Below are 20,926 nucleotides of genomic sequence, written 5' to 3'. Positions count from 1 at the left end.
GGGCGACTGTGATGAGTAATTGGCGGCTTTGAGTAGGTGTCGTCAGAAAACCGTGATTACTCAAATTGCATTTTTTCTTACGCTGAGTTGCAGTTTTAATTGCTAAAAACTATCTAATGACGCGCTGGGGAGTTTTTTTCTATATGGTGTCTTGAGCACCATCCTGAGTCCCCGGCAAGCAACTCTGGCCAGGAGAGAAAAATGGACCCGAACGGTGCAAACAACTCTGGGGATGCCTTGATGCTCCGACCCATGGCTGTGGAGCTGGGGAGCCCTTCCATGTGGCCAGATCACATGGTGGGGCAGCCCGACAAGCCTGTCAAAGTGCTGTTGGTGGACGATGATGCGCACCTACGTATGGTGATCGCACAGGAAATCATGAATGATCGGCGCACCATGGTGGTCGCGCAGGCGGACAACCTCAAGGATGCAAGAAAAGCCATTCGTCAACATGAGTTTGATGTCATGTTGCTGGATCTGAAGCTGGGGGCAGACGATGGTCTTGAGTTGATTGAGGTGATGAAAAGCCAGCGCCCGCAGGCCGAGGTCATTGTGGTTTCGGTGGTGGAGACGGAAGAGCAGGTGTTGCACGCTTTTGAGTTGGGTGCAACCGGCTATCTGGTCAAGAACTCCTGGTTTGGCAACTACCCCCAAGCGGTGCTGCAGGTCGTCAATGGCGGGGCATCCATCACTCCCAGTCTCGCCAGGCGGCTCTTGCAGCGGTATGACAAGCGGCCGGCCACCGGAGCCGTTCCGGGCTCTGATATGTCCGACAGGCTCTCCAGCCGCGAATGCGAGGTCTTGCGTATGGTTGCCAGCGGTAACACCAGTGCAGAGATCGGCACGCAGTTGGAGATCAGCACCATGACGGTCAACACGCACATCAAGAACATCTATCGCAAGCTCCAGGTGCGCACTCGAGCACAAGCCGTGCGTTTCGCCTACTTGCGTGGCTGGTTCTAAGCGCCAGTGTCTGCGAACGCATTCGCCATGTCCTACGTCTGGCAGCTACTTCTGTGGAGTGTTCAGTTGCTGCTGTGGCTGCCCTGGCTTTTGCAGACTGGAGCGGTGTTCCATTCAGCTCCCTGGTGGACTGCGGCGCTAGGTACGGTGGGCAGCATGGCGGCTGTCGCTTGGCTGTTGCCACGTGCATATCGCAGCGTGCTGTGGCGCAGACGTAAAAGCGTACGTCCATCGAGAGAGGTACAGCAGGAGCGCAGGCGCATAGCGGAGGCATTGCATGACGATGTCGGCAGCCAACTGGTGCAGCTGATCAGCCTGACCGATCTCGGCACGGACCCGGCGATTCGCAGCAATGCAGAACAATGCCTGCTCGATCTACGGCTGATTGTTGATTCCATGGATAGCCGAAATGAACCCCTGGGTATCCTTCTGGCGCGTTTCAGGCACAGGCTGCAACCTGTGGTGGATCATCGAGGCATGAGTCTGCACTGGGATGTTTGGGACCCGCAGATGTCTGGCGATATCGGCAGCCTGCCATGCGGCCCCATGGCCGAGGAAATCATGGCAGTGGTGAAGGAGGCCGTGAGCAATGTGCTGCAGCACACTGACGCGCTTGAACTTTGGATCACGCTGGCTGCCGACGAACAGTGGAAAAGTGCGTCAAATGTTTCAGATGCCTCCTTTGTGCATGCTCGCCTGAGCATTGAGGATGCGGGGCCCGTCAGACCGACGGATGGCAGGCAAATCCCGGATGTAGCATCTGCTGGCATGGGGTGGGTCAATATGCGCCGCAGAGCGCTTGCCATGGGGGCGAAACTGAGCATCTCAGCCCGACCCGGTGGCGGTACCTCGGTCACGCTCAACTGGTGAAGTCGCCGAGCTGATCCCGAGCAACGGGGCTTGCAAGCACAATGCCCACATGACGTCATCCACAAGAGCATTGCGAATCTATGCTGGTCTCAAGGCGCGGCAATCTATAGAGCGGCAGGGCTTGCAGCCGGATATGGTCAGAGTCATACCGGCGGCGGCAGGCGGTCCCAAGGGTTTGATTCTCGGACCTCTGGATCGCTTCATCTTTGGACAGTGGCTACAGGTCAGCGTGCAGCCGGTGGATCTGATTGGCGCCTCCATCGGTGCCTGGCGCATGGCGACGGCTTGTCTGGACGCACCAGTGGAAGCCTTTGAGCGGCTGGAGCGTGACTATATTGCACAGCGCTTTGATCCCCCCGCAGGGCACAGGCGCACGCCGCCGTCGCAAGTCAGTGAGCGGTTTGCGCAGTCTCTACAGGACTTTTACGGGGGGCGTGTGAGTGAGGTTCTGGCCAATCCGCGCTATAGGCTGCATGTGATTGCCGCCCGTGGGCGTGGTCTGCTGTCACGTGCGTCGCCCTGGCGTACTCCATTGGGCTATGCGGCCGCGTTTGCCGGCAATGTGTTGCATCGGCCGGCATTGGGCTGCTTGCTGGAGCGTGTGATCTTTTCCTCTTCTGCAAACGATGCCGTGCATGCTCTTCCCTTTGGTGTTGCGGACATTCGGTCTGCGCAGACCCGGCTGACGGAGAGTAATTTCATGGAAGCCTTGCGAGCCAGTTGCTCCATCCCTTTTGTGCTGGATGCCGTGCAAAACATTTCAGATGCACCCAAGGGTGCCTATTGGGATGGTGGCATTACCGACTATCACATGCATCTGGATTATCTGGCCTCTCGTAGCGGCGATGGGGTGGTGCTATATCCCCATTTCCAGAAGGCGGTGATTCCTGGCTGGTTGGACAAGGGGCTGAAATGGCGTCATGGACCGAGCTCGTATCTGGACTCGATGATTGTGCTGGCCCCTGATCCCACCTGGGTGGCGTGCCTGCCGAACGGCAAGTTGCCGGATCGGCACGATTTTCTGAGTTATGGCACAGACCATGATGCGCGTGCCAAGGCCTGGAATACCGCGGCGGCGGCCAGTCGGCAGTTGGCCGATGAGTTTGCGCAGTGGCTGCATGCACCTGATCCGGGTCGAGTCGAGGCTCTATAGCGCTTTTTTGCAAATTACGACAAAGCCTGACAGCAGAGGAGGGCAGAGCCAGATGGAATTCTGGATGAGCGTACTTTGTCTCAGAAAATCATAGACAACAGTCCATCAAGGATGCCAATGTCAGAGAACCGAAACGAGAATTCCCCGTCCGATGAGTCGTCTGCAATCCCCGAGGTCAACTTTGGCGCGGTTGCGCCAACCAAGCCGTATGCGGGTGCACCGGTCGAAATCGAGACTTTCTCGCGTGAGGCGGGTTCGGCCGGAGAGGGCCGGCAGCCTGCTCCCGGTTTGTGGGAGGGCATCGACAGACGAGCCAGGGCCAACGTGGCTCCGGGACTTGTGCATCTGGTAGAAATGCTGCCGGCCCTGCGTTTGCTCATCGGGCTGATGATTGCTTCCATCGTGATTCTTGCCCTCTATTTCGGGCGGGACATGCTTATTCCTCTAGCCCTGGCAATGCTGTTCGGCTTCTTGCTCGACCCTGCTGTCAGCAGGCTCAAGCGCTGGGGGCTGCCGCGAATGGCGTCGGCCATTGTGGTCGTGGCTTTTTCTCTGGCAGCACTCGGCGGCTTGGGCATGTATCTGGGTAGTCAGGTGCAGCAACTCAGTGCCGATCTGCCGACCTATCAATCGACGATTCGCGACAAATTGCGCAGCCTGCGCAAGAGCGCAAATATGCCCAGCGCCTGGGATGGCGTTTTCAAGACCTACAACACCGTTGAGAAAGAGATTGCCAGCGTGGACAACGCCAGGACGCGGGTGCAGAAAGTGGAGGTTCAGTCTCCCGAGTCCAAGCCCACTACGCGGATGCTGCAGTGGCTGGGGCGTATTGCCGAGCCTGTGACGACCGCAGGTATCGTGTTGCTGTTTGTCATATTGATTCTGCTTGACAGGGACGAACTGAGGGATCGGTTGCTGAGGCTGGTGGGAGGCAACCTCAATGTGGCCACCGATGCGCTGGATGAGGCCTCGCAGCGCATTGGCAAATATCTGCGCATGCAGTTCATTGTCAACGTCAGCTATGGCGTGCCACTCGCCATGGGCTTGTTGCTCATTGGTGTGCCAGGGGCGATTCTCTGGGGGGTGCTGGGCGCCATCATGCGATTTGTGCCCTATGTGGGCCCGATGATGTCTGCGGTATTTCCGCTGGCGCTAGCTTTTGCGGTCGATCCGAGCTGGGATATGTTTTTGATGACCCTTGGCCTGATTCTGCTGCTGGAGCTGATTAGCAACAATGTGATCGAGCCGTGGCTATATGGCTCAAGTACAGGTTTGTCGACCTTGTCAATCATTGTTGCCGCAACCTTCTGGACAGCGCTTTGGGGGCCGATCGGCCTGATTCTTTCCACACCTTTGACGGTGTGCCTGCTGGTGCTGGGGCGCTACATTCCCTCGCTCAAATTCATGGAGGTATTGCTGGGCAGCGAGCCTGTTCTCGGGCCGCAGCAACGGCTGTATCAGCGTCTGCTGGCCGATGACGCTGATGATGCCATCAGCATGGCCGTACAGTCCGTGGAGGAGCGCCTGCTCTCGAAGTCCAGCCTGGATGACAGAGCCAGTGCCGTCAGCGGGTTTTATGATGAGGTTGCCATTCCTGCTCTGCGTATTGCAACCCAGCAGCATCTGGAGTCGGCGACGGCCGAACATCGCTTGCGGCTGTCCAATGGCATGGCAGCCTTGCTGGAGGAGTTGCAGGACCAATATGCCTTCAGAAGCAGTAGCGAGCATGTTCGGGTGGCTCCCGGTGAAGGTGACCAGCGTCGATGCCTGCGCATTCATTGCGCGGGTGTGCGCTGGGAGGTGGATGCCCTGGGCGCAGCCATGGTGGCCCATGCAGAGAGCTTGCATGGTCATGAGGTTAGCTGCTCCGAATGGGCACTTGCCCCGGACTCGAAGTCCTTGCAGTTTGATGCCAATGGCTTGTTGGCGGATCGCGAGTGGGTCCAGGCCGTGAAGCAATCGGATCTATTGGTACTGTCGATTTTCAATCACCAGCCACAAAGCATGGCGAGACGCATTGTGCGGCGCATTCGCCGGCATTGGCCGGGTGCACGAGTGGTGCTGTGTCTGTGGAATGCTCCAGCCGTGGCAGCTGCCCCTGAGTTTGCCCGGCAGACAGGTGCGCAGGCCTGCGTGACCAGTCTGCGTGAGTTGCATCTGTGGGTAGAGGCCATGCAGGTTGGAGATCCAGGCGAGTGCGTGATTGCAGCTCCGATCCCCGATGACGATGAGCAGCGCGTCAAAATGCTGCATGAAAGCGGAGTGCTGACACCAGCGTTGACAGCGCTATATCGCGATACGGCCAAGAAGGCCGTTAACGCTTTCAACACCAAGTGGGCTCAAGTTTCCTGGGTGGATGCTGAACGTGTCTTTGCGCCGGGCAGTCTGCTGCCGCTGTCTGTGCAAGAGGGCATTCAACAAGGCTTCCCTCGTGAAGGCACGGTGTGCTCGTATGTTGTGTATGAAAAAGAGGCCATTGTGGTTGGAGACTTGGCGCGAGACCCCCGATTTGCAAGCGACTCGGCGGTGCATAGCCTAAAGCTGCGCTTTTACGCGGGTGTGCCTCTGGTGGACAAAAAAGGCAATGTGCTGGGCTGTCTTTCCATACTTGATGACGAGCCTCGCAACATGTCCGACGATGAGCTCGAGGTGCTCAGCAGCATGGCGAGGCAATTGATGGACGATGTGCGCGAGGCGCTCAAGCAAGGCCCTGTCGTTGAGGCTTGAGCGCTGTGTGAAGCCTGTCAGAGCGAGGTGCTGAGCATCTGCTCATAGTCCTGTGCGGATGCCAGTCGTGGATTGGTGGCGTGGCAGTGGTCCTTGAGTGCACCGTTGATGATTGAATCAAACTGTGCGCGCTCCACGCCCATGGCAGCCAGACCCGATGGCAGGTTCAGGCGGGCATTCATATCTCGGATCGCGTCGGGGATATCGCTTCCGCTGCTGAGGCCCATGGCATGTGCCATGCGGTTGAGGCGGTCCTCGCGCTGAACGCTTTCGGCTTCGGCATTGAAACGCACGACTGCGGGCAGGAACATGGCGTTGAGCGTGCCGTGGTGCAGGCGTGGGTTGATGCCGCCCAGGCTGTGACTGAGGCTATGCACGCAGCCCAGCCCTTTCTGAAACGCCATGGCTCCTTGCATGCTTGCGCTCATCAATTGGCGGCGGGCTTCTGCGTCGTTGCCATTGAGCATGGCCCGCTCGATATGCGCCCAGCCCCTGGTCAGCCCGTCCAGGCCAATGCCGTCAGCCGGTGGATTGAAGGCCGAGGCCATAAAGGTTTCCATGCAATGTGCTATGGCATCCATGCCGGTTGCTGCCGTCAGCATGGGGGGGAGGCCGAAGGTGAGCTCGGGGTCGCAGATGGCAGCCTTGGGCACCAGATGCCAGCTGTGAAAACCCAGTTTGCGATGGTCGTCCACGATGATGATGGCGCCACGCGCTACCTCACTGCCCGTGCCGCTGGTGGTAGGCACGGCAATCAGCGGAGCAACTCGCTCCGTAATACGAGGCGAGCCGCCTTCAATCGTCGCGTAGTGCGAGAGCGGGCCTTCATGCGTAGCCGCAATTGCCACGCCTTTGGCACAGTCAATGGCACTGCCACCGCCCACAGCGACCAATCCATCGCAGTTCTGGGATTTGTAGATTTCAGCCGCAGCACGCACAGCCGCTTCAGTGGGGTTGGAAGGAGTCTGGTCAAATACTGCATGGGGCAGGCCACCCAGTGCGTTTATGGATTTTTGCAAGATTCCTGCAGCCTTGACGCCGGGGTCGGTCACGATCAGCGGCTTGCTGATACCCACACGCTCGCATTCTTGGCGCAGCATTTGCACGGCGCCAAAGTCAAACTGGATCTGTGTCACGTAATTGATAAAGGCCATGTTCTGCTTGCTCAGTAGAAAGAGGAGTCTCGGCAATCTAGAAGCCTAGAAGCCGAATGCAGCCACGCAAAGACAGCAAACCCTAGGGGAAGGGCAAAATCGTCTCCCAGGGGACAGGGGGTTATTCTGGGTAAATAAAGTCGTAAACAGCAACCCACCATTCATGCGGGTTTGCAGGGGATGATGGTGCAGAACTAAAGTCGCAAAGTCGCCCGCGCTCAGAAAGCGCCCCATGTGTTTTTTTGAGGGTAGTGGATTGCCTTCAAGTCGCTAGCGCTTCGGTTCGGCGTACGTCCAAGAGAGTACACCCCAAAGATAGGCCAGGGATGTCTACCTGCCAAGGGATAGTCCACCCTACAACTACAGTGCTTCGAAGACACCTATCACCGGCCCAAACGACTGCTCGGTACGACTTATCGGGAGTTCACCCTGCGGCAGCAAGCGCTGCAAAACCGACCTAGGGGAGGTCGGCTCCAGGCTGGTTGCAGCGGCTGAGCTTTGGCAAGCTTGTGACCGTTGTCGCCAAGAGCAGATGTTGACCCGCTGCCTGGTCTGACGTCCGCTATGAGCCTCAAACCAGAAACTTGCTGGGCGCAGTACCCCAGACAACCAGAAGGGAACCTCTTGCAAGCTGCGAACAGGTGCTGACGACCCATTGCTGCCCTTCGAGATTCGGCAGGCGATGACCGCCATGCAAGGTTCACCGTTCGTCGTTCCGGATGCCGAAAATTTCAGCATTGCTCATGATGGTTTTGCGCCGATAGGCTGATCAAAAATCAAGCAGGTTGTGGTTGCATGGGCATACAGCTTCCCATCGGGTCCAACGATGCGCCCCTCCGCTGTGGCTACCTGCCGACCTGCGTGGATCACCTTGCCCTCCGCACGCACGAGTGGCACGCCATCGGTCAACGCACGCACCATGTTCACTTTCAGCTCCAAGGTGGTGAAGGCTTTTCCCGCCGGCAAGGTCGTGTGAATGGCGCAACCCACTGCAGAGTCGAGCAAGGTCGCAAACCAGCCCCCATGCACCGTACCGAGCGGGTTGTAGTGACGACGCTTTGGACTTCCCTGAAACACCGCCTCCCCTGGCGTCATGCGAATGGGAACAAAGTCGAGCGTATTGCCTATAGGCGCTGGCGGAAGCTCCCCAGCAAAGATGGCCTCGAACATTTCCATGCCAGAACGACCAGCGACACTTGCGTGCGGCCCAGTATCCACAGCTCTTAGATGAGCACGTACAGCAGCTTCATCGACTCGCCACCTCTCGATAACTTGATCCACAGTCATTGATGCCTCCTTCATTATTAAAACTTGCAATTACAACAGTTGTAACTACAATACATCAAATGAAGAACAGCATCAAGCCCCAGGGGTGCACCAATCTAAAGTTGCGCCAGCTCAGTCGTATGGTGACGCGGCACTACGACCACTTCTTTGCGCAGGTGGGCTTGAAGATCACCCAATATTCCCTGCTTTCCCACGTCGTCAAACTGGGGCCGATACGGCCGGTGGATCTGGCCAAGCGCATGCAGATGGACGCCTCAACATTGACGCGCAATCTTCAGCCGCTGTCGGCGATGGGCTTGCTGACGATTGGCGCTGGAGCCGACGCGCGCAGTCGTCTAGTCGCTGCAACAGAAACCGGCGTGTCCAAACAGGCACAAGCACAACAGGCTTGGAAAACCGCACAGCTTGCTTTGAACGCGCAGTTGGGCACGGAGCGTGTGGCGGCGCTGCATGACCTACTCGATTCCTGCATTGAATGCCTTGACGGCGATGAAGGGGGCGACGATGCACAAACCGATTGAATCCGCAAAATCCCTCTCAGGCGAATTGCTGCTGATGCTCGCTGGACTGGCGGCGCTGGGATCGTTGGCCACCAACATCATCCTGCCAGCCTTCCCTTCCATGGGCGCCGAGCTTGGGACATCTGTCAAAGACCTTAGCGCCACTCTGAGCACCTTCTTTGTGGCTTTCGCGTTGGGTCAGCTTTTCGTCGGGCCTTTGTCGGATCGCTTTGGACGCAGCCCCCTGGTGATATCCGGTTTGTGCGTGTTTGTGGTCGGTAGCGCGGTATGTGCCTTTGCCACAAGCCTTCCTCAGCTCATCGTCGGCCGAGTGATTCAAGCCCTTGGGGTTTGCGCGACGTCCGTGCTATCTCGCGCCATTGCACGTGACCTGTTTGAAGGCGATGCGCTTGCGCGTGCGCTTTCGCTGGTCATGGTCGCCATGGCAGCTGCACCCGGTTTTTCTCCGCTACTGGGCGGTGTCTTCAACAGTTTTTTGGGCTGGCGCGCAACGTTTGGCGTTGTCGGGGTGCTCGCCATCTTGCTGGGTATCCACTATGTGTCGCGACTTGGGGAGACGCATAGCTGTGACTTACGCCGCCCGTTGGCGCTCAGTGCTGTCGCCGCGACCTACAAAGCACTCCTGACTGACCGCCGTTTCATTGCACCAGCACTATCTGTCAGCTTGGTCTTGGGCTCGCTGTATCTGTTTTTTGCAATGGCACCGGCCATCTTGATGGAAGGGTTTGGTTTTTCGCCCTTGCAACTCGCACTTTTTTTCGCGTCCACCGTCTTTGTTGTCTTTGGAGCTGGCCTGCTCGCTCCTCGACTTGCGCACCGGTTTGGCACACTGCGCGCTGCCCGTGCAGGCATTTTCATTGCCTTTGCCGCTGGTGCGACCTTGCTGGCTGCCCCGGAGCAGGTGTACTACTTTTCGGCGGCCTTGACAGTGTTTTTGATTGGAATGGGCCTGATCAATCCCTTGGGAACTGCCGTGACCCTGCAACCCTTTGGGCAAAACGCTGGGGCAGCCTCTGCCTTGCTGGGCTTCCTGCAAATGGGCTGTGCTGCTATCTCCATTGCAATTACCTCCGCACTGCCGCTTTCTCCCTACTTGGCATTCAGCGCCGTCATCGCCACCAGCTTGCTGATGGCGATGGTGACGTTTGGGGCCGCAGTAAAGCGCTGAACGTTAAAGCTCAGGCCACATCAGATTGAGTAGCGTGAGCCGCTGCGGGAGGCGGTACGCCTTCTTGCTCCGCCAACGCGCCAAGGATCTTGCCCCGACACACAGCCAAGATTTCATCGGCAAGTGGTGAATCATCGGGACAGGCCCGAGACATGACCAGGGCCCCGACGATATGCGCAAAGGTGTCGATGGACTTGGCCCGCGCCTCGTTATTTCCTGCTCGCTCCGAGGCCGGACATTCCTTCTCAAGGGCCTGCAGCAAGCTTTCGATGCCTGCAGCAAATGTCCTCTTGACCTCTTGCGTCTGGCGCGCTGCATCGGAGCCCAGAGCGGCCATGGTGCAGCCTTCCGCCCGATTGTCACGATGCTCACGAGACAGATAGCTGTTCACAAAAGTCGACAGGTCAATGCCTTTCGTCAACTCTACGGTCTGCTCTATCCCGCAAGCAGCAGATTCCGCCATCAAGTCCGTCTTAGATCGGAATTGTTTGTAGAAGCCGCCTTGAGTGAACCCCGCTGCCGCCATCAAGTCGACCACGCCCACGCCATCGTATCCACGCTCGCGAAACAGCGCCGACGCCGTTTTCACGACATGTGCTCGGTTTGCCTGTGCCTGTACTTTGGTGAGCTTCATTTTTCTACCGTGGAGTGTCTGTGTGCATGCGGAGCCTCTACTATATATTGATTACGATCGTAATTAAAGTATTGACTTTTTAGATTACGATCGTCATCATTGAGTCTTCTAGAACATTGCTGTGGATGCAAAATGACTGAGAAGACGCTTTTTCAACCCTATGTCTTAGGTGATCTGGTACTGGCCAATCGCGTTGTGATGGGACCGCTAACCCGTAACCGCGCCGGTTCTGGCTTGGTGCCTAATGAGCTTGCGGCCACCTACTACGCACAGCGTGCTTCGGCTGGCTTGATCATTACGGAAGCAACTCAGGTCTCTGCACAGGCGCAGGGCTACCAAGACACCCCTGGTCTCTACACAGCCGAGCAGGTCGCTGGATGGCGCAAAGTCACCGACGCGGTGCACGCCCAGGGCGGAAAGATCTTTGTGCAACTGTGGCATGTGGGTCGCGTTTCCCATGTGTCCGTGCAGCCGGATGGCGCAGCGCCTGTAGCCCCCTCTGCCATCCGAGCACAAACCAAGACCTTCGTGAACAATGGCTTTGCGGAAGTATCTGAGCCCCGCGCTCTGAGCCTAGATGAGATCCCAGGCATCGTGGAGAGCTTCCGCCAAGCTGCCGCCAATGCCATGAGTGCAGGCTTCGATGGCGTGGAGGTGCATGGTGCCAACGGCTACCTGCTGGAGCAATTCATCAAGGATGGAGCCAACCAACGCACGGACGCATACGGCGGCTCAGTGGAAAACCGTGCACGACTGTTGCTAGAGGTGACCGCTGCCGTTGCCCGGGAAATTGGGCCTGAGCGCACCGGTGTACGCATCTCTCCAGTCTCCCCAGCCAATGGCATCTCTATCAGCGAGCCGCAGCCTCAGTACAACTACATCGCTGAGCAACTCAGTGCCCTCGGCATTGTCTATCTGCATGTCGTTGAAGGCGCGACAGGCGGCCCCCGCGATGTCGCGCATTTTGACTATGACGCGCTGCGCGCTCGCTTCAAGCAAACCTACATCGCCAACAACGGCTACACCCGCCAGTTGGCCGAAGCTCGCCTGCAGGAAGGCAAGCTCGATTTAGTTGCGTTTGGGCACGCCTTCATTGCCAACCCAGACTTGGTCGAGCGCTTGAAGACCGACGCGCCTCTGGCTCAGATGAACATGGCCACGCTCTACGGCGGTGGCGCCGCTGGCTACACAGACTATCCCGCGCTCGCAGCCTGATCGCCAGTGCATCCCACAGGAGCCCAACAACCGGCTCCTGCCTCCAACGCTCTATCCCATCCCCAACCATTGCGAGGCTCATATGAGCAGCACCCACATCACCGCCCCGACCCAATTCGTTGAAGCCAACGGCGTGCGCTATGCGTACCGTCGATTTGGAGGAGAGCAAGGCGTGCCTCTGGTATTCCTTCAGCACTTTCGCGGAGGAATGGACAACTGGGACCCATTGATTACCGATGGCCTTGCGCAGGGTCGTCCTGTCATCTTGGTGAACTACGCAGGTGTAGCCAGCTCCGGTGGAGAGCCTGCCGCTACGGTAGACGGCATGGCCGATGGTATTGCGGATTTCATCCAGGAGCTCGCATTTGCCAGCGCCGTGGATGTGCTTGGCTTCTCCATCGGAGGCTTCGTTGCTCAAAGCCTGGCACACCGATATCCACAATTCGTGCGACGCCTGGTGCTTGTGGGTACAGGACCGCGCAACGGTGATCGGAGCCAGGACTCCAAGGTGCTTCAAGTTGCGGCAAGCCCTGTACCCAGCATGGACGACTTCCTGTATCTGTTTTTCGCACCTACGCCGAAGAGCCAATCGGCAGGCCGCGCATTTTGGGAACGCCGCCACCGGCGTGCAGACCAAGATCCAGCCTCCTCAGTTGAAGCCATGAAAGCACAAGGTGCAGCCATCGCTGAGTGGAGTGCACCACACGGCGAACGCTATGCCTACCTGAAGGAGATAGGCCAGCCCACTCTGATCGTCAACGGCCACAACGACATCATGGTGCCGAGCATCAACTCCTTCACGTTGCAGCAGCTCATTCCCAACGCGCAGCTCATCCTGTACCCGGACTCTGGTCATGGCTCGCAATTCCAATACCCAGAACTGTTCGTCACCCAGACCGCTCTTTTCCTGGATGGACAACAGGCTGCCTGACCTCACGCCTCCCCCCTGATCTTCCCAAACCATTTCTGGATATAGAACTATGACTAATCTGCCTACAGCCTTGATCACCGGTGCGTCTTCCGGCATCGGTGCGACCTACGCTGAACGCTTCGCCCGCCGTGGCCACAACCTCGTCATGGTTGCCCGCGATAAAGTTCGCATGGACGTCCTCGCCTCCCGCTTGCGCGAAGAGACCAAGGTCACCATCGACGTGATTCAAGCCGACCTTACACAACAGAAAGACCTGGCTGAGGTCGAGACGCGTCTGCGCGAAGACACGTCGATCGGGATTTTGATCAACAACGCTGGCATGGGCCAGTCCGGGGCTTTCGTCCAACAGAACGCGCAGAGCATTGACCGTCTGGTAATGCTCAACACTACGGCGCCCACGCGCCTCGCTGCAGCAGTCGCTGCACGCTTTGCTCAGGAAGGCAAAGGCTCGATCGTCAACATCGGCTCGGTTGTTGGCTTTGCTCCCGAGCTAGGCATGACGATTTATGGTGCGACCAAGGCATTTGTACTGTTTCTCTCACAAGGTCTGAATTTGGAACTAGGGCCGAAAGGAATCTATGTGCAAGCAGTGCTGCCTGCTGCAACCCGTACTGAGATCTGGAGCCGCGCCGGCATGGATATCAACACACTGCCAGAGGTGATGGATGTCAACGAACTGGTGGATGCCGCACTCATCGGCTTCGATCGTAAGGAACTGGTGACGATTCCGCCTCTGCATGTCGCAGAGCGTTGGAATGAGCTGGACCAGGCGCGACAAGGACTGATGTCCGAAATCCGTCAAGCGCATGCCGCTGAGCGCTACCAGCCGCAGGCCTGAGCGTTTTGACCACCTAACGGAGACGATATGTTCAACGAGTCCCAAGTGCGAGCGTACTGTCTCGCAGCGCTTGCAACGCTGTTTCTGCCGTACGCATCGGCCACGGATTGGGCCACATCACGCAGTGTGGAGATCAAGAGCAACGGCACTTCTTCAACGCAATGGAAGAACGTGCAGACCCAAGTTGTTTCGGCAGGTGGTGTGGACTACGCCTACCGCGAACTGGGCCAGGAAAACGGCGGAGCACCTGTGGTATTGCTGGCCCACTTAGCTGCGGTCCTGGATAACTGGGACCCCCGTGTCGTAGACGGCCTTGCTGCAAAGCATCACGTCATCGCGTTCGACAATCGGGGGGTAGGCGCATCCACGGGGTCAGCTGCCCACTCGATTGAACAGATGGCCGATGATGCTACTAGCTTCATCAAGGCCAAGGGGTTCCAAAAGGTCGATCTTTTGGGCTTCTCCATGGGGGGGATGATCGCCCAGGAGATCGTGCTCAAGCAGCCACAACTGGTGCGCAAGCTGATTCTTGCGGGCACGGGACCTGCAGGTGGCCCAGGCATCAGTTCGGTGGCAGGCGTCGCGAACTATGACCTCTTGCGTGCGATCTTCAGCGGCCAAGATCCCAAGCAGTTCCTGTTCTTCACACGCACGCCGAACGGCATTGCAGCTGGCAAGGCCTTCCTGCAACGATTGCAGGAGCGCTCAGAGAATCGCGACAAGGCCATCAGCTTTGGCGCGTACATGGCGCAGTTGCAGGCGCTCAAGGCTTGGGGCGAAAAACCAGCGGTCGATCTGTCAGTGATCAAGCAGCCTGCGCTTGTGGCAAACGGTGATCACGACCGGATGGTACCCAGCAGCAACACCTACGACCTGGCCAAACGCCTGCCCAACAGCGAGCTGGTCATCTATCCCGATGCGGGTCACGGTGGTGTATTTCAGTATCACGAAGACTTTGTGCCCAAGGCTCTTACCTTCCTCGCACAGTAATGGCTGAACAACGGCTCCGCAGCGACACAACAAGGCAGGGGCTGACGATGAGGCGACACACGGCACTTGCGCATGGCCGCCTTCGTAACACACAAGCAGGAGCATCATGAAAGCCCTCACATTTAAACGCTACGGCAAGACCCCAGAGATCGGCATCACCGAGGTGCTTCGCCCAACACTTCGACCCAATGAAATGCTGGTTGAGGTGCATGCAGCAGGCTTAAACCCTATCGACAATATGATCACGACGGGAATGTTCAAGCCCGTGCTGAAGTTCAAGCTTCCCGCCGTCATGGGCAGCGACCTGGCCGGAGTGGTGGTTGAAGTGGGCAGCAGTGTGACCCGCTTCAAGCCAGGCGATGAGGTCTTTGCCAGCATCTTTGATCAAGGCACCGGATCACTTGCCGAGTTTGCGGTAGTTCCCCAACATCTGGCTGCACGCAAACCTGCCCATCTCGACTTCGTGCAGGCAGCGTCTGTGCCTATGGTTGGGTTGACTTCCTGGCAGGCTCTGAAAGAACGTGCCAACGTGCAGACAGGCCACAGAGTATTTATCCCTGCAGGCTCGGGCGGTATCGGCACGTTTGTAATTCAGTTGGCCAAGCACCTCGGTGCCTATGTGGCAACGACCACAAGTACCGCCAACGTTGCGCTGGTCAAGAGCTTGGGCGCGGACGATGTGATTGACTACAAAAAGCAGGAGTTTGAAGAGGTACTGCGAGGATACAACTTGGTACTGGGGACGATCCGCGGGGATGCATTGGAGAAGTCGATTGGCATCCTCAAGCCCGGCGGCAAGATAATTTCGCTGATTGGTCCGCTGGACGCTGCATTTGCACAAGCCCGCAAGTTGAACTTCGCTCTCAGACTAATCTTTGGCCTCATGAGCAGAAAAATCATCCGCATGGCAGCAAAGAAGGACGTGGACTACTCGTTTCTATTCGTGCGACCTGACGGCGAGCAGTTGGACGAAATTGGCGCGCTTCTTGACGCCGGTCATATCCATCCGGTTGTAGACAAAGTGTTTCCGTTCGATCAAGCGAAGCAGGCCCTTGAGTACTTGTCCCAAGGACGCGCCAAAGGCAAAGTCGTAGTGCGGATGCAATAGGAATGCAAAAAAACAATGCACTCCATGATGCAAGTCCTGAGCGACATACAGGTAGAGGGAAGATTTTTCGCTAAAGGCAGCCGATTGCAAGTAGTCGAAGCAGGCGATAGCTGCTTGGTGTTGCCAGACCCCGACGCCCACACTACGCTTTGCGCGGTGCCAAGAAAGAACCTAAGCCGATTGACACTGTTCCGTTTAATGTTGGTGAACCATCGAGTTGGCCTCATGAGTGAACAGAAGCGATGGGGACTCGACGCGAGCGACGTTTGCTTGAGCATTGCAGAGTCCGCACCAGACTGCGAGATACTCGAAATCGAAGAAATTTCTTCATGATCGATTCTCCCTAGCCTTTGAATTTTCCCTCGGAGGTAGCCAAATAGCACCTCAGCGCGAGGCTCGACGCGGCAACTTGCACAGCGCAAACTCAGGCAGAGCGCCTCGCGCAGTCTGGGGTCTGCATAAGCCGTTATCGATCAGCCATAAGTCGATGACGACTATCTGCCTAGATGTGAACCGTCAAGATGAACCGCTCGGCCTTGCTGACCTGCCCCCCAAGGCTTTGCAGGCTGCAGCAAACTCCTTGGCCCGGAAGGCTGCACCGTTGGCAGTCAGCAGGCGTATTCAGCGCACGCCCAGCCCCGCGTAATACGCCACCGCGTTGTGCACAAACTCGACGGCTTCGTGCTTCTTCTCGTCCCGATGCATGGCGGTGAAGGCGATGCGCGCATGGTCGTCGATGGCCGCAAACAACGTCTCCCAGCCTGCACCCTCGACCCAGTCGCGTCGGTTGGCCATGTCCGGCGACTGCGGGTCACCATAGACGTCGGCGGTGTCAAAGAAATTGATACCCGCCTTCAGCGCCTCGTTCATGATCTTGAAGCTTGCCGCTTCATCGGCCAGCTCGCACAAAATTCATGGTACCCAGCACGATGCGGCTGACCTTGAGGTCGGTGCGGCCCAGATGGGTGTACTGCATGGGGATTCTCCAGGTGGGGTTCAGGCCGTATGCTTGGCTGCCGCGCGCGCAGTCACGGTGGTTAGGGCAGCGCAAACCACCAGCAGCACGGCGCTCGCGACGAAGGTGCTGCGGTAGCCGCTGTGATCGAACAGAATGCCGCCTAGGGTCGAGCCCAGAGCGATGGATAGCTGCACCACGGCGACAAACAGGCCTCCACCCGCTTCGGCATCTTTTGGGAACACCTTGGCTATCCAGGCCCACCAGCCCACCGGAGCAGAGGTGCCGGTCAGGCCCCACAGCGCGAGCAGCAGGGCGACGATGGCGACCGAGCCGCCGAAGGCGATCAGGGCCAGCGCGGTCGCGGCCATCAGGGCCGGGATGACGATCAGCGTCTGGTAGAAGCTGCGTTGCAGGACGCGGCCGATGAGCACTGTGCCAATGAAGCCGGCCGCGCCCAGTACGAGCAGGAACAGCGAAATCGTCGAGCCACGCACATTCGTGACGGTTTCCAGGAAGGGGCGCACATAGGTGAACAGTCCGAATTGCCCCATGAACAGCAGGCTGCTGGCCAGCATGCCTACGGTGACGCCAGGGTGCTTGAACAAGGTGAACACCTTGAACACTTTGCTGATACCCGAGGCGCGCACGGCAGCCGGCATCGAGGGCAGCGCCTTCCATTGCCAGGCCAATGCGATCAGCGACACCGGCACCAGGCACAGGAAAGCACCGCGCCAGCCAACGACTGTGCCCAGATAGGCACCCAGGGGGGCGGCGATCACCATGGCGAGCGCGTTGCCGCCATTGACGACGGCGAGCGCCCGCGGGACATCGTGCGCCGGCACCAGTCGGATAGCCGTGGCGGCCGACATGGACCAGAAGCCGCCCACCACCACGCCGATCAGCGCCCGGCCCAGCATGTAGATGTAGTAGTTCGGTGCCAGTGCGACGATGGCACCGGAGATGCCCATCGCGAGCGTCAGGCCGAGCAGCAAGGTCTTGCGATTCAGGTTTCCCGTCAGCGCCGAGATGAACAGACTGGTCAATACGGCAAAGGCGCCGGAGATGGCGATACCTTGGCCGGTCATGCCTTCGGTGACCTTCAGGTCGGCCGCCATGGGTGTCAGCAGACTCACGGGGAGGAACTCGGAGGCGATCAGTGCGAAGGCGCAGATCGACATGGCGAAGACGCCGCTCCAGGATGCCGCTGGTGCGGGGGCACTATTGGAGGTTTCAGTGTCCCTCTGGGGGGTGGCTGTTGCGGTGCTTGCCATGGAGTGTTTTCTTCTGCGACGCAATAGGAAACGCAGCGCCATCCGCTGGGGCGTGCGCGGTAGGGGATACGAACGGGAGGAGGGCAGCTCGCGCGCCCCGTGTGCCAGTTCTACGCAGTGGTGGCCAGGTTCTGCTGGAAGAACACCGTCAACTGTTCGAACGGAATCTTGTCCATCTGGTCGTACAGGTCCACGTGGCCGGCACCTGGAACGATCACTAGCTCCTTCGGTTCGGCCGCCGCCTCGTAGGCGGTTTCGCTGAAGTAGCGTGAATGCGCCTTCTCGCCATGGACCAGAAGGATCGGTCGCGGCGCAATTTCCCGGATATAGCTGAGGATGGGCAGGTTCATGAATGGAAGCGGCGTGGTGATTGTCCAGGCGTTGCCGGAGTTGACCGCGCGCGGGTGGTAGCCGCGCGGCGTGCGGTAGTAGTCGGCGTACTCGATAAGGAACTGCGCCTCGCCGCCCTTGAGCTCGTTGTAGGGTGGCTGATAGGCGGGCTTGCCGGCCTCGGCGTCTTTCCAGCGCTGCTGGCCCAGTTGCTCCAGCATCTGCGTGCGCTGTTCCAGGGTCACGCTGTCGTTGTAGCCCTTGGACATAACACGGGTCATGTCATACATGGTGCTGGCCACAACGGCCTTGATGCGCTTGTCCACTGCGGCAGCGCTCAGCGCCATGCCACCCCAGCCGCAGATACCGATGATGCCGATGCGCTCACGGTCCACATTTGGCAGCAGGCCCAGGCAATCTACCGCCGCGCTGAAGTCCTCGACGCTGATGTCGGGCGAGGCGACATTGCGCGGCGTGCCGCTGCTTTCTCCAGTGTAGGACGGGTCAAACGCCAGCGTAATGAAGCCGCGCTCGGCCATGGTCTGCGCGTACAGGCCGGAGGACTGTTCCTTCACGGCACCGAACGGGCCGCTGACGGCCAACGCCGCGAGCTTGCCACTGGTGTTCTTCGGCTGGTACAGGTCGCCAGCCAGGGTGATGCCGTAGCGGTTTTGGAAGGTGATCTTCTTATGCTGAACTTCGTCGCTTTGGGGAAACACCTTGTCCCACTTCTCGGTGAGCTTCACGGCCGGCTGCGTTTGTGGTTGTGCGTGTGCCGGTGTGGCAGCAATGGCACCGACACCCGCAGGAGCGATACCGGTGGTGGTCATCTTCAGCAATCTACGGCGGCCCACGTCCAGGCTATCCGGCGTGGCGATGTCGCTTGTTTCAATGGTTGGGGTCATGATGGCTATTCCTTTGATCCAGGCTGCTGTCGTGGCGGAGATGGTCCGATGGTTCAGGGCTCGACGCGCTCGATGTGCACCATGTATGGTCCGGGCCGGGACAGAATGGACAGGCCTTCGTCCACCTTGCCCAGAGGCAGCAGGCTGCGCGAATAGGAGCGCAGCTTGATGAAGATTGCGAGATTGCCCCAAGGGGCGTAGTGGGTCAGTTCGCCGGCTGCGGGCGCCATGCCCTCGGGCGCGCCCTGCGTGGACAGCTTGCGCGGCAGGCTGGAGACCCGCTCGATGGTGTCGTAGTCCTCCATTGTCAGGGTCAGCGGCAGCAGGGAGGCGAAGTCTCGGGCGGTGGCGTTGTCGTAGAGGGTGGCAGTGGCGACCTGCTCACCAACGATCAGGCGAATCTTCATGGTGGAGTCCTTGGAGGGCATGCGCGGCGCTGGTGTCTGGGCGTCCGAGTTGCCAGGGGTGCAGGCAGCCAACCCGAGGCACGAGCCGATCAGCAGCGCGAGCATTTCGCGCCGCCAAGCGAGAGTGGGGGCTGGCTTTTTCATGGCCTCAATTCTTACGAAGCCTCGCGTGATTGACTAGCTACTGAATCCTTAATTGGCTTATAAGTGAAGCTAATCAGTATTCGTGAGAAACTGCCCCATGGCTCGACGCAACCTCAACGATCTGCTGGCCTTCGTCACCGTCGCACGCGAAGGCAGCTTTACCCGCGCCGCCGCGGCGCTCGGGGTGACGCAGTCCGCCCTGAGCCAGACCATCCGCGCGCTGGAGGAGCGCCTGCAGATCCGGCTGCTCACACGAACCACTCGCAGCGTCTCTCCGACTTCGGCGGGCGAGCGGCTGATGCAGGCCATCGGCAACCGCTTCGATGAGATCGAAGCTGAGCTTGATGCCTTGACCGAGCTGCGTGACAAGCCAGCTGGCACCGTGCGCATCACCTGCGGTGACTATGTGCTGCACAGCGTGCTGCTGCCCAAGCTCACGCCGTTGCTGCGCGAGTACCCCGACATCAAGCTGGAGTTCGATGTGAACTACGGCTTGCGCGACATCGTCGCGGATCGCTTCGACGCTGGCGTGCGTCTGGGAAAGACCATTGACAAGGACATGATCGCAGTGCCCATCGGGCCGCCCATGCGCCTGGCGGTGGTGGCTTCGCCGGACTACTTCGAGGCTCACGGAAAACCCAAGGTGCCCCAGGATCTGATGAAGCATCGGTGCATCAACCAGCGCATGCAAAGCTCCGGTGGCCTCTATGTCTGGGATTTCGAGCGCCGCGGCCAGCAGATGAATGTGCGCGTGGATGGGCAGCTGATCTTCAATACCACCCAGCCCCAGGTGGACGCTGCGCTGGCCGGGCTGGGCATCACACTGCTGCCGGAAGATGAGCTGATGCCGTACCTAGAAGATGGCCGGCTCGTGCGTGTGCTTGAGGACTGGTGCCCGAAATTCGAAGGCTACCATCTGTACTACCCCAGCAGGCGCCAGCCATCACCGGCATTCACGCTGGTGGTGCAAGCGCTGAGAATCACCACTCCTTGTTCAACCAAGCGGTGACATCAGTAAACCCCTTTCTCTCCAGTCATCCACTGGCTGTGGCCATACAGCCCGGGCGCAATCGGAATTGCACAGAGTGCGAGAAGTGCTGTGGCAAGAAAGACTTGGGCCAAGTCAATCACATTGGCCAATAGAACGATGTCGATGGAGTGCTACCGGCCAGAAGCTGTCGTCCGGTAGGTAACCGTGAACGGCAAGTCTAGGCTGGTTGCAGTCGTTCACTTCAGAGATGCTAATGACGGCTGTTGCTCAAAGCAGTCGTTGCGCCAAAATTTTCGAGAAAGTCTGCCCTACATCTCAAGATGTCGTTGGAGTCTGCTGATCGAACGCCAAGTGCCTGCTT

At 58.6% G+C, this 20,926-nt stretch carries 18 protein-coding genes and 1 pseudogene; 12 read left to right on the top strand and 7 right to left on the bottom strand.

The window, feature by feature from the left end:
- Positions 1 to 201: 201 nt before the first annotated feature.
- The 4 genes from QYQ99_RS04070 (at position 202) to QYQ99_RS04055 (ending at position 5,713) form a co-directional block, all read left to right on the top strand.
- Complete coding sequence (locus QYQ99_RS04070; protein WP_302091541.1) at positions 202 to 963, top strand: response regulator; 762 nt, start codon at positions 202 to 204, stop codon at positions 961 to 963.
- Positions 964 to 990: 27 nt separating this feature from the next.
- On the top strand, positions 991 to 1,833 hold the full coding sequence (locus tag QYQ99_RS04065; RefSeq protein WP_302091540.1) for a sensor histidine kinase: 843 nt from the start codon (positions 991 to 993) through the stop codon (positions 1,831 to 1,833).
- Positions 1,834 to 1,966: 133 nt separating this feature from the next.
- On the top strand, positions 1,967 to 2,986 hold the full coding sequence (locus QYQ99_RS04060; protein ID WP_302091539.1) for a patatin-like phospholipase family protein: 1,020 nt from the start codon (positions 1,967 to 1,969) through the stop codon (positions 2,984 to 2,986).
- A 300-nt stretch (positions 2,987 to 3,286) separates the two neighbouring features.
- Positions 3,287 to 5,713, top strand: coding sequence for an AI-2E family transporter (locus QYQ99_RS04055; protein ID WP_302093106.1), 2,427 nt, complete (start codon positions 3,287 to 3,289; stop codon positions 5,711 to 5,713).
- A 17-nt stretch (positions 5,714 to 5,730) separates the two neighbouring features.
- Here the strand turns inward: QYQ99_RS04055 and QYQ99_RS04050 are convergent, their stop codons facing one another.
- A complete protein-coding gene (locus tag QYQ99_RS04050) occupies positions 5,731 to 6,867 on the bottom strand; it encodes an iron-containing alcohol dehydrogenase (protein ID WP_302091538.1) in 1,137 nt (378 codons plus the stop codon).
- Positions 6,868 to 7,608: 741 nt separating this feature from the next.
- A complete protein-coding gene (locus QYQ99_RS04045; protein WP_302091537.1) occupies positions 7,609 to 8,154 on the bottom strand; it encodes a PaaI family thioesterase in 546 nt (181 codons plus the stop codon).
- A gap of 59 nt (positions 8,155 to 8,213) precedes the next feature.
- On the opposite strand from QYQ99_RS04045, the gene QYQ99_RS04040 reads away from it, so the two are divergent.
- Both QYQ99_RS04040 and QYQ99_RS04035 read left to right on the top strand, forming a co-directional pair.
- Positions 8,214 to 8,675 carry a MarR family winged helix-turn-helix transcriptional regulator gene (locus QYQ99_RS04040; protein WP_302091536.1) on the top strand — a complete coding sequence of 154 codons (462 nt, stop codon included), beginning with the start codon at positions 8,214 to 8,216 and terminating at the stop codon, positions 8,673 to 8,675.
- A complete protein-coding gene (locus tag QYQ99_RS04035; protein WP_302091535.1) occupies positions 8,605 to 9,843 on the top strand; it encodes a multidrug effflux MFS transporter in 1,239 nt (412 codons plus the stop codon). The genes QYQ99_RS04040 and QYQ99_RS04035 overlap by 71 nt, the downstream gene beginning before the upstream one ends.
- A 10-nt stretch (positions 9,844 to 9,853) precedes the next feature.
- Here the strand turns inward: QYQ99_RS04035 and QYQ99_RS04030 are convergent, their stop codons facing one another.
- On the bottom strand, positions 9,854 to 10,477 hold the full coding sequence (locus tag QYQ99_RS04030) for a TetR/AcrR family transcriptional regulator (protein ID WP_302091534.1): 624 nt from the start codon (positions 10,475 to 10,477) through the stop codon (positions 9,854 to 9,856).
- A gap of 132 nt (positions 10,478 to 10,609) precedes the next feature.
- Between QYQ99_RS04030 and QYQ99_RS04025 the strand changes: the two genes are divergently transcribed.
- The 5 genes from QYQ99_RS04025 (at position 10,610) to QYQ99_RS04005 (ending at position 15,559) form a co-directional block, all read left to right on the top strand.
- Positions 10,610 to 11,692, top strand: a complete 1,083-nt coding sequence (locus tag QYQ99_RS04025; RefSeq protein WP_302091533.1) for an alkene reductase — start codon at positions 10,610 to 10,612, stop codon at positions 11,690 to 11,692.
- An 82-nt stretch (positions 11,693 to 11,774) separates the two neighbouring features.
- A complete protein-coding gene (locus QYQ99_RS04020; RefSeq protein ID WP_302091532.1) occupies positions 11,775 to 12,623 on the top strand; it encodes an alpha/beta fold hydrolase in 849 nt (282 codons plus the stop codon).
- Positions 12,624 to 12,672: 49 nt separating this feature from the next.
- Positions 12,673 to 13,461 (top strand): SDR family NAD(P)-dependent oxidoreductase, encoded by a 789-nt coding sequence (locus QYQ99_RS04015; protein ID WP_302091531.1) that lies wholly within the window; start codon positions 12,673 to 12,675, stop codon positions 13,459 to 13,461.
- A 27-nt stretch (positions 13,462 to 13,488) separates the two neighbouring features.
- Positions 13,489 to 14,451, top strand: coding sequence for an alpha/beta fold hydrolase (locus QYQ99_RS04010; RefSeq protein WP_302091530.1), 963 nt, complete (start codon positions 13,489 to 13,491; stop codon positions 14,449 to 14,451).
- Positions 14,452 to 14,557: 106 nt separating this feature from the next.
- Positions 14,558 to 15,559, top strand: a complete 1,002-nt coding sequence (locus QYQ99_RS04005; protein ID WP_302091529.1) for an NADP-dependent oxidoreductase — start codon at positions 14,558 to 14,560, stop codon at positions 15,557 to 15,559.
- Between the two features lie 543 nt (positions 15,560 to 16,102).
- On the opposite strand, the pseudogene QYQ99_RS04000 reads toward QYQ99_RS04005, so the two are convergent.
- From QYQ99_RS04000 to QYQ99_RS03985, 4 genes and pseudogenes are all read right to left on the bottom strand, one after another.
- Positions 16,103 to 16,348: pseudogene (locus QYQ99_RS04000) on the bottom strand (integrase catalytic domain-containing protein); the annotation flags it as partial.
- A gap of 207 nt (positions 16,349 to 16,555) precedes the next feature.
- Positions 16,556 to 17,788, bottom strand: a complete 1,233-nt coding sequence (locus QYQ99_RS03995) for an MFS transporter (RefSeq protein ID WP_437439061.1) — start codon at positions 17,786 to 17,788, stop codon at positions 16,556 to 16,558.
- A gap of 110 nt (positions 17,789 to 17,898) precedes the next feature.
- A complete protein-coding gene (locus tag QYQ99_RS03990; RefSeq protein WP_302091528.1) occupies positions 17,899 to 19,023 on the bottom strand; it encodes an alpha/beta hydrolase in 1,125 nt (374 codons plus the stop codon).
- A gap of 53 nt (positions 19,024 to 19,076) precedes the next feature.
- On the bottom strand, positions 19,077 to 19,574 hold the full coding sequence (locus QYQ99_RS03985; RefSeq protein ID WP_302091527.1) for a cyclophilin-like fold protein: 498 nt from the start codon (positions 19,572 to 19,574) through the stop codon (positions 19,077 to 19,079).
- 97 nt (positions 19,575 to 19,671) lie between these two features.
- Here QYQ99_RS03985 and QYQ99_RS03980 point away from each other — a divergent pair, with 97 nt between their 5' ends.
- Positions 19,672 to 20,583, top strand: a complete 912-nt coding sequence (locus tag QYQ99_RS03980) for a LysR family transcriptional regulator (RefSeq protein WP_302091526.1) — start codon at positions 19,672 to 19,674, stop codon at positions 20,581 to 20,583.
- Positions 20,584 to 20,926 lie beyond the last annotated feature (343 nt).

It is taken from the genome of Comamonas testosteroni (assembly GCF_030505195.1).
GTDB lineage: Bacteria > Pseudomonadota > Gammaproteobacteria > Burkholderiales > Burkholderiaceae_C > Comamonas > Comamonas testosteroni_G.
Note: the sequence above shows the minus strand (reverse complement) of the source record. Positions and strands in the feature narration are given on the sequence as shown.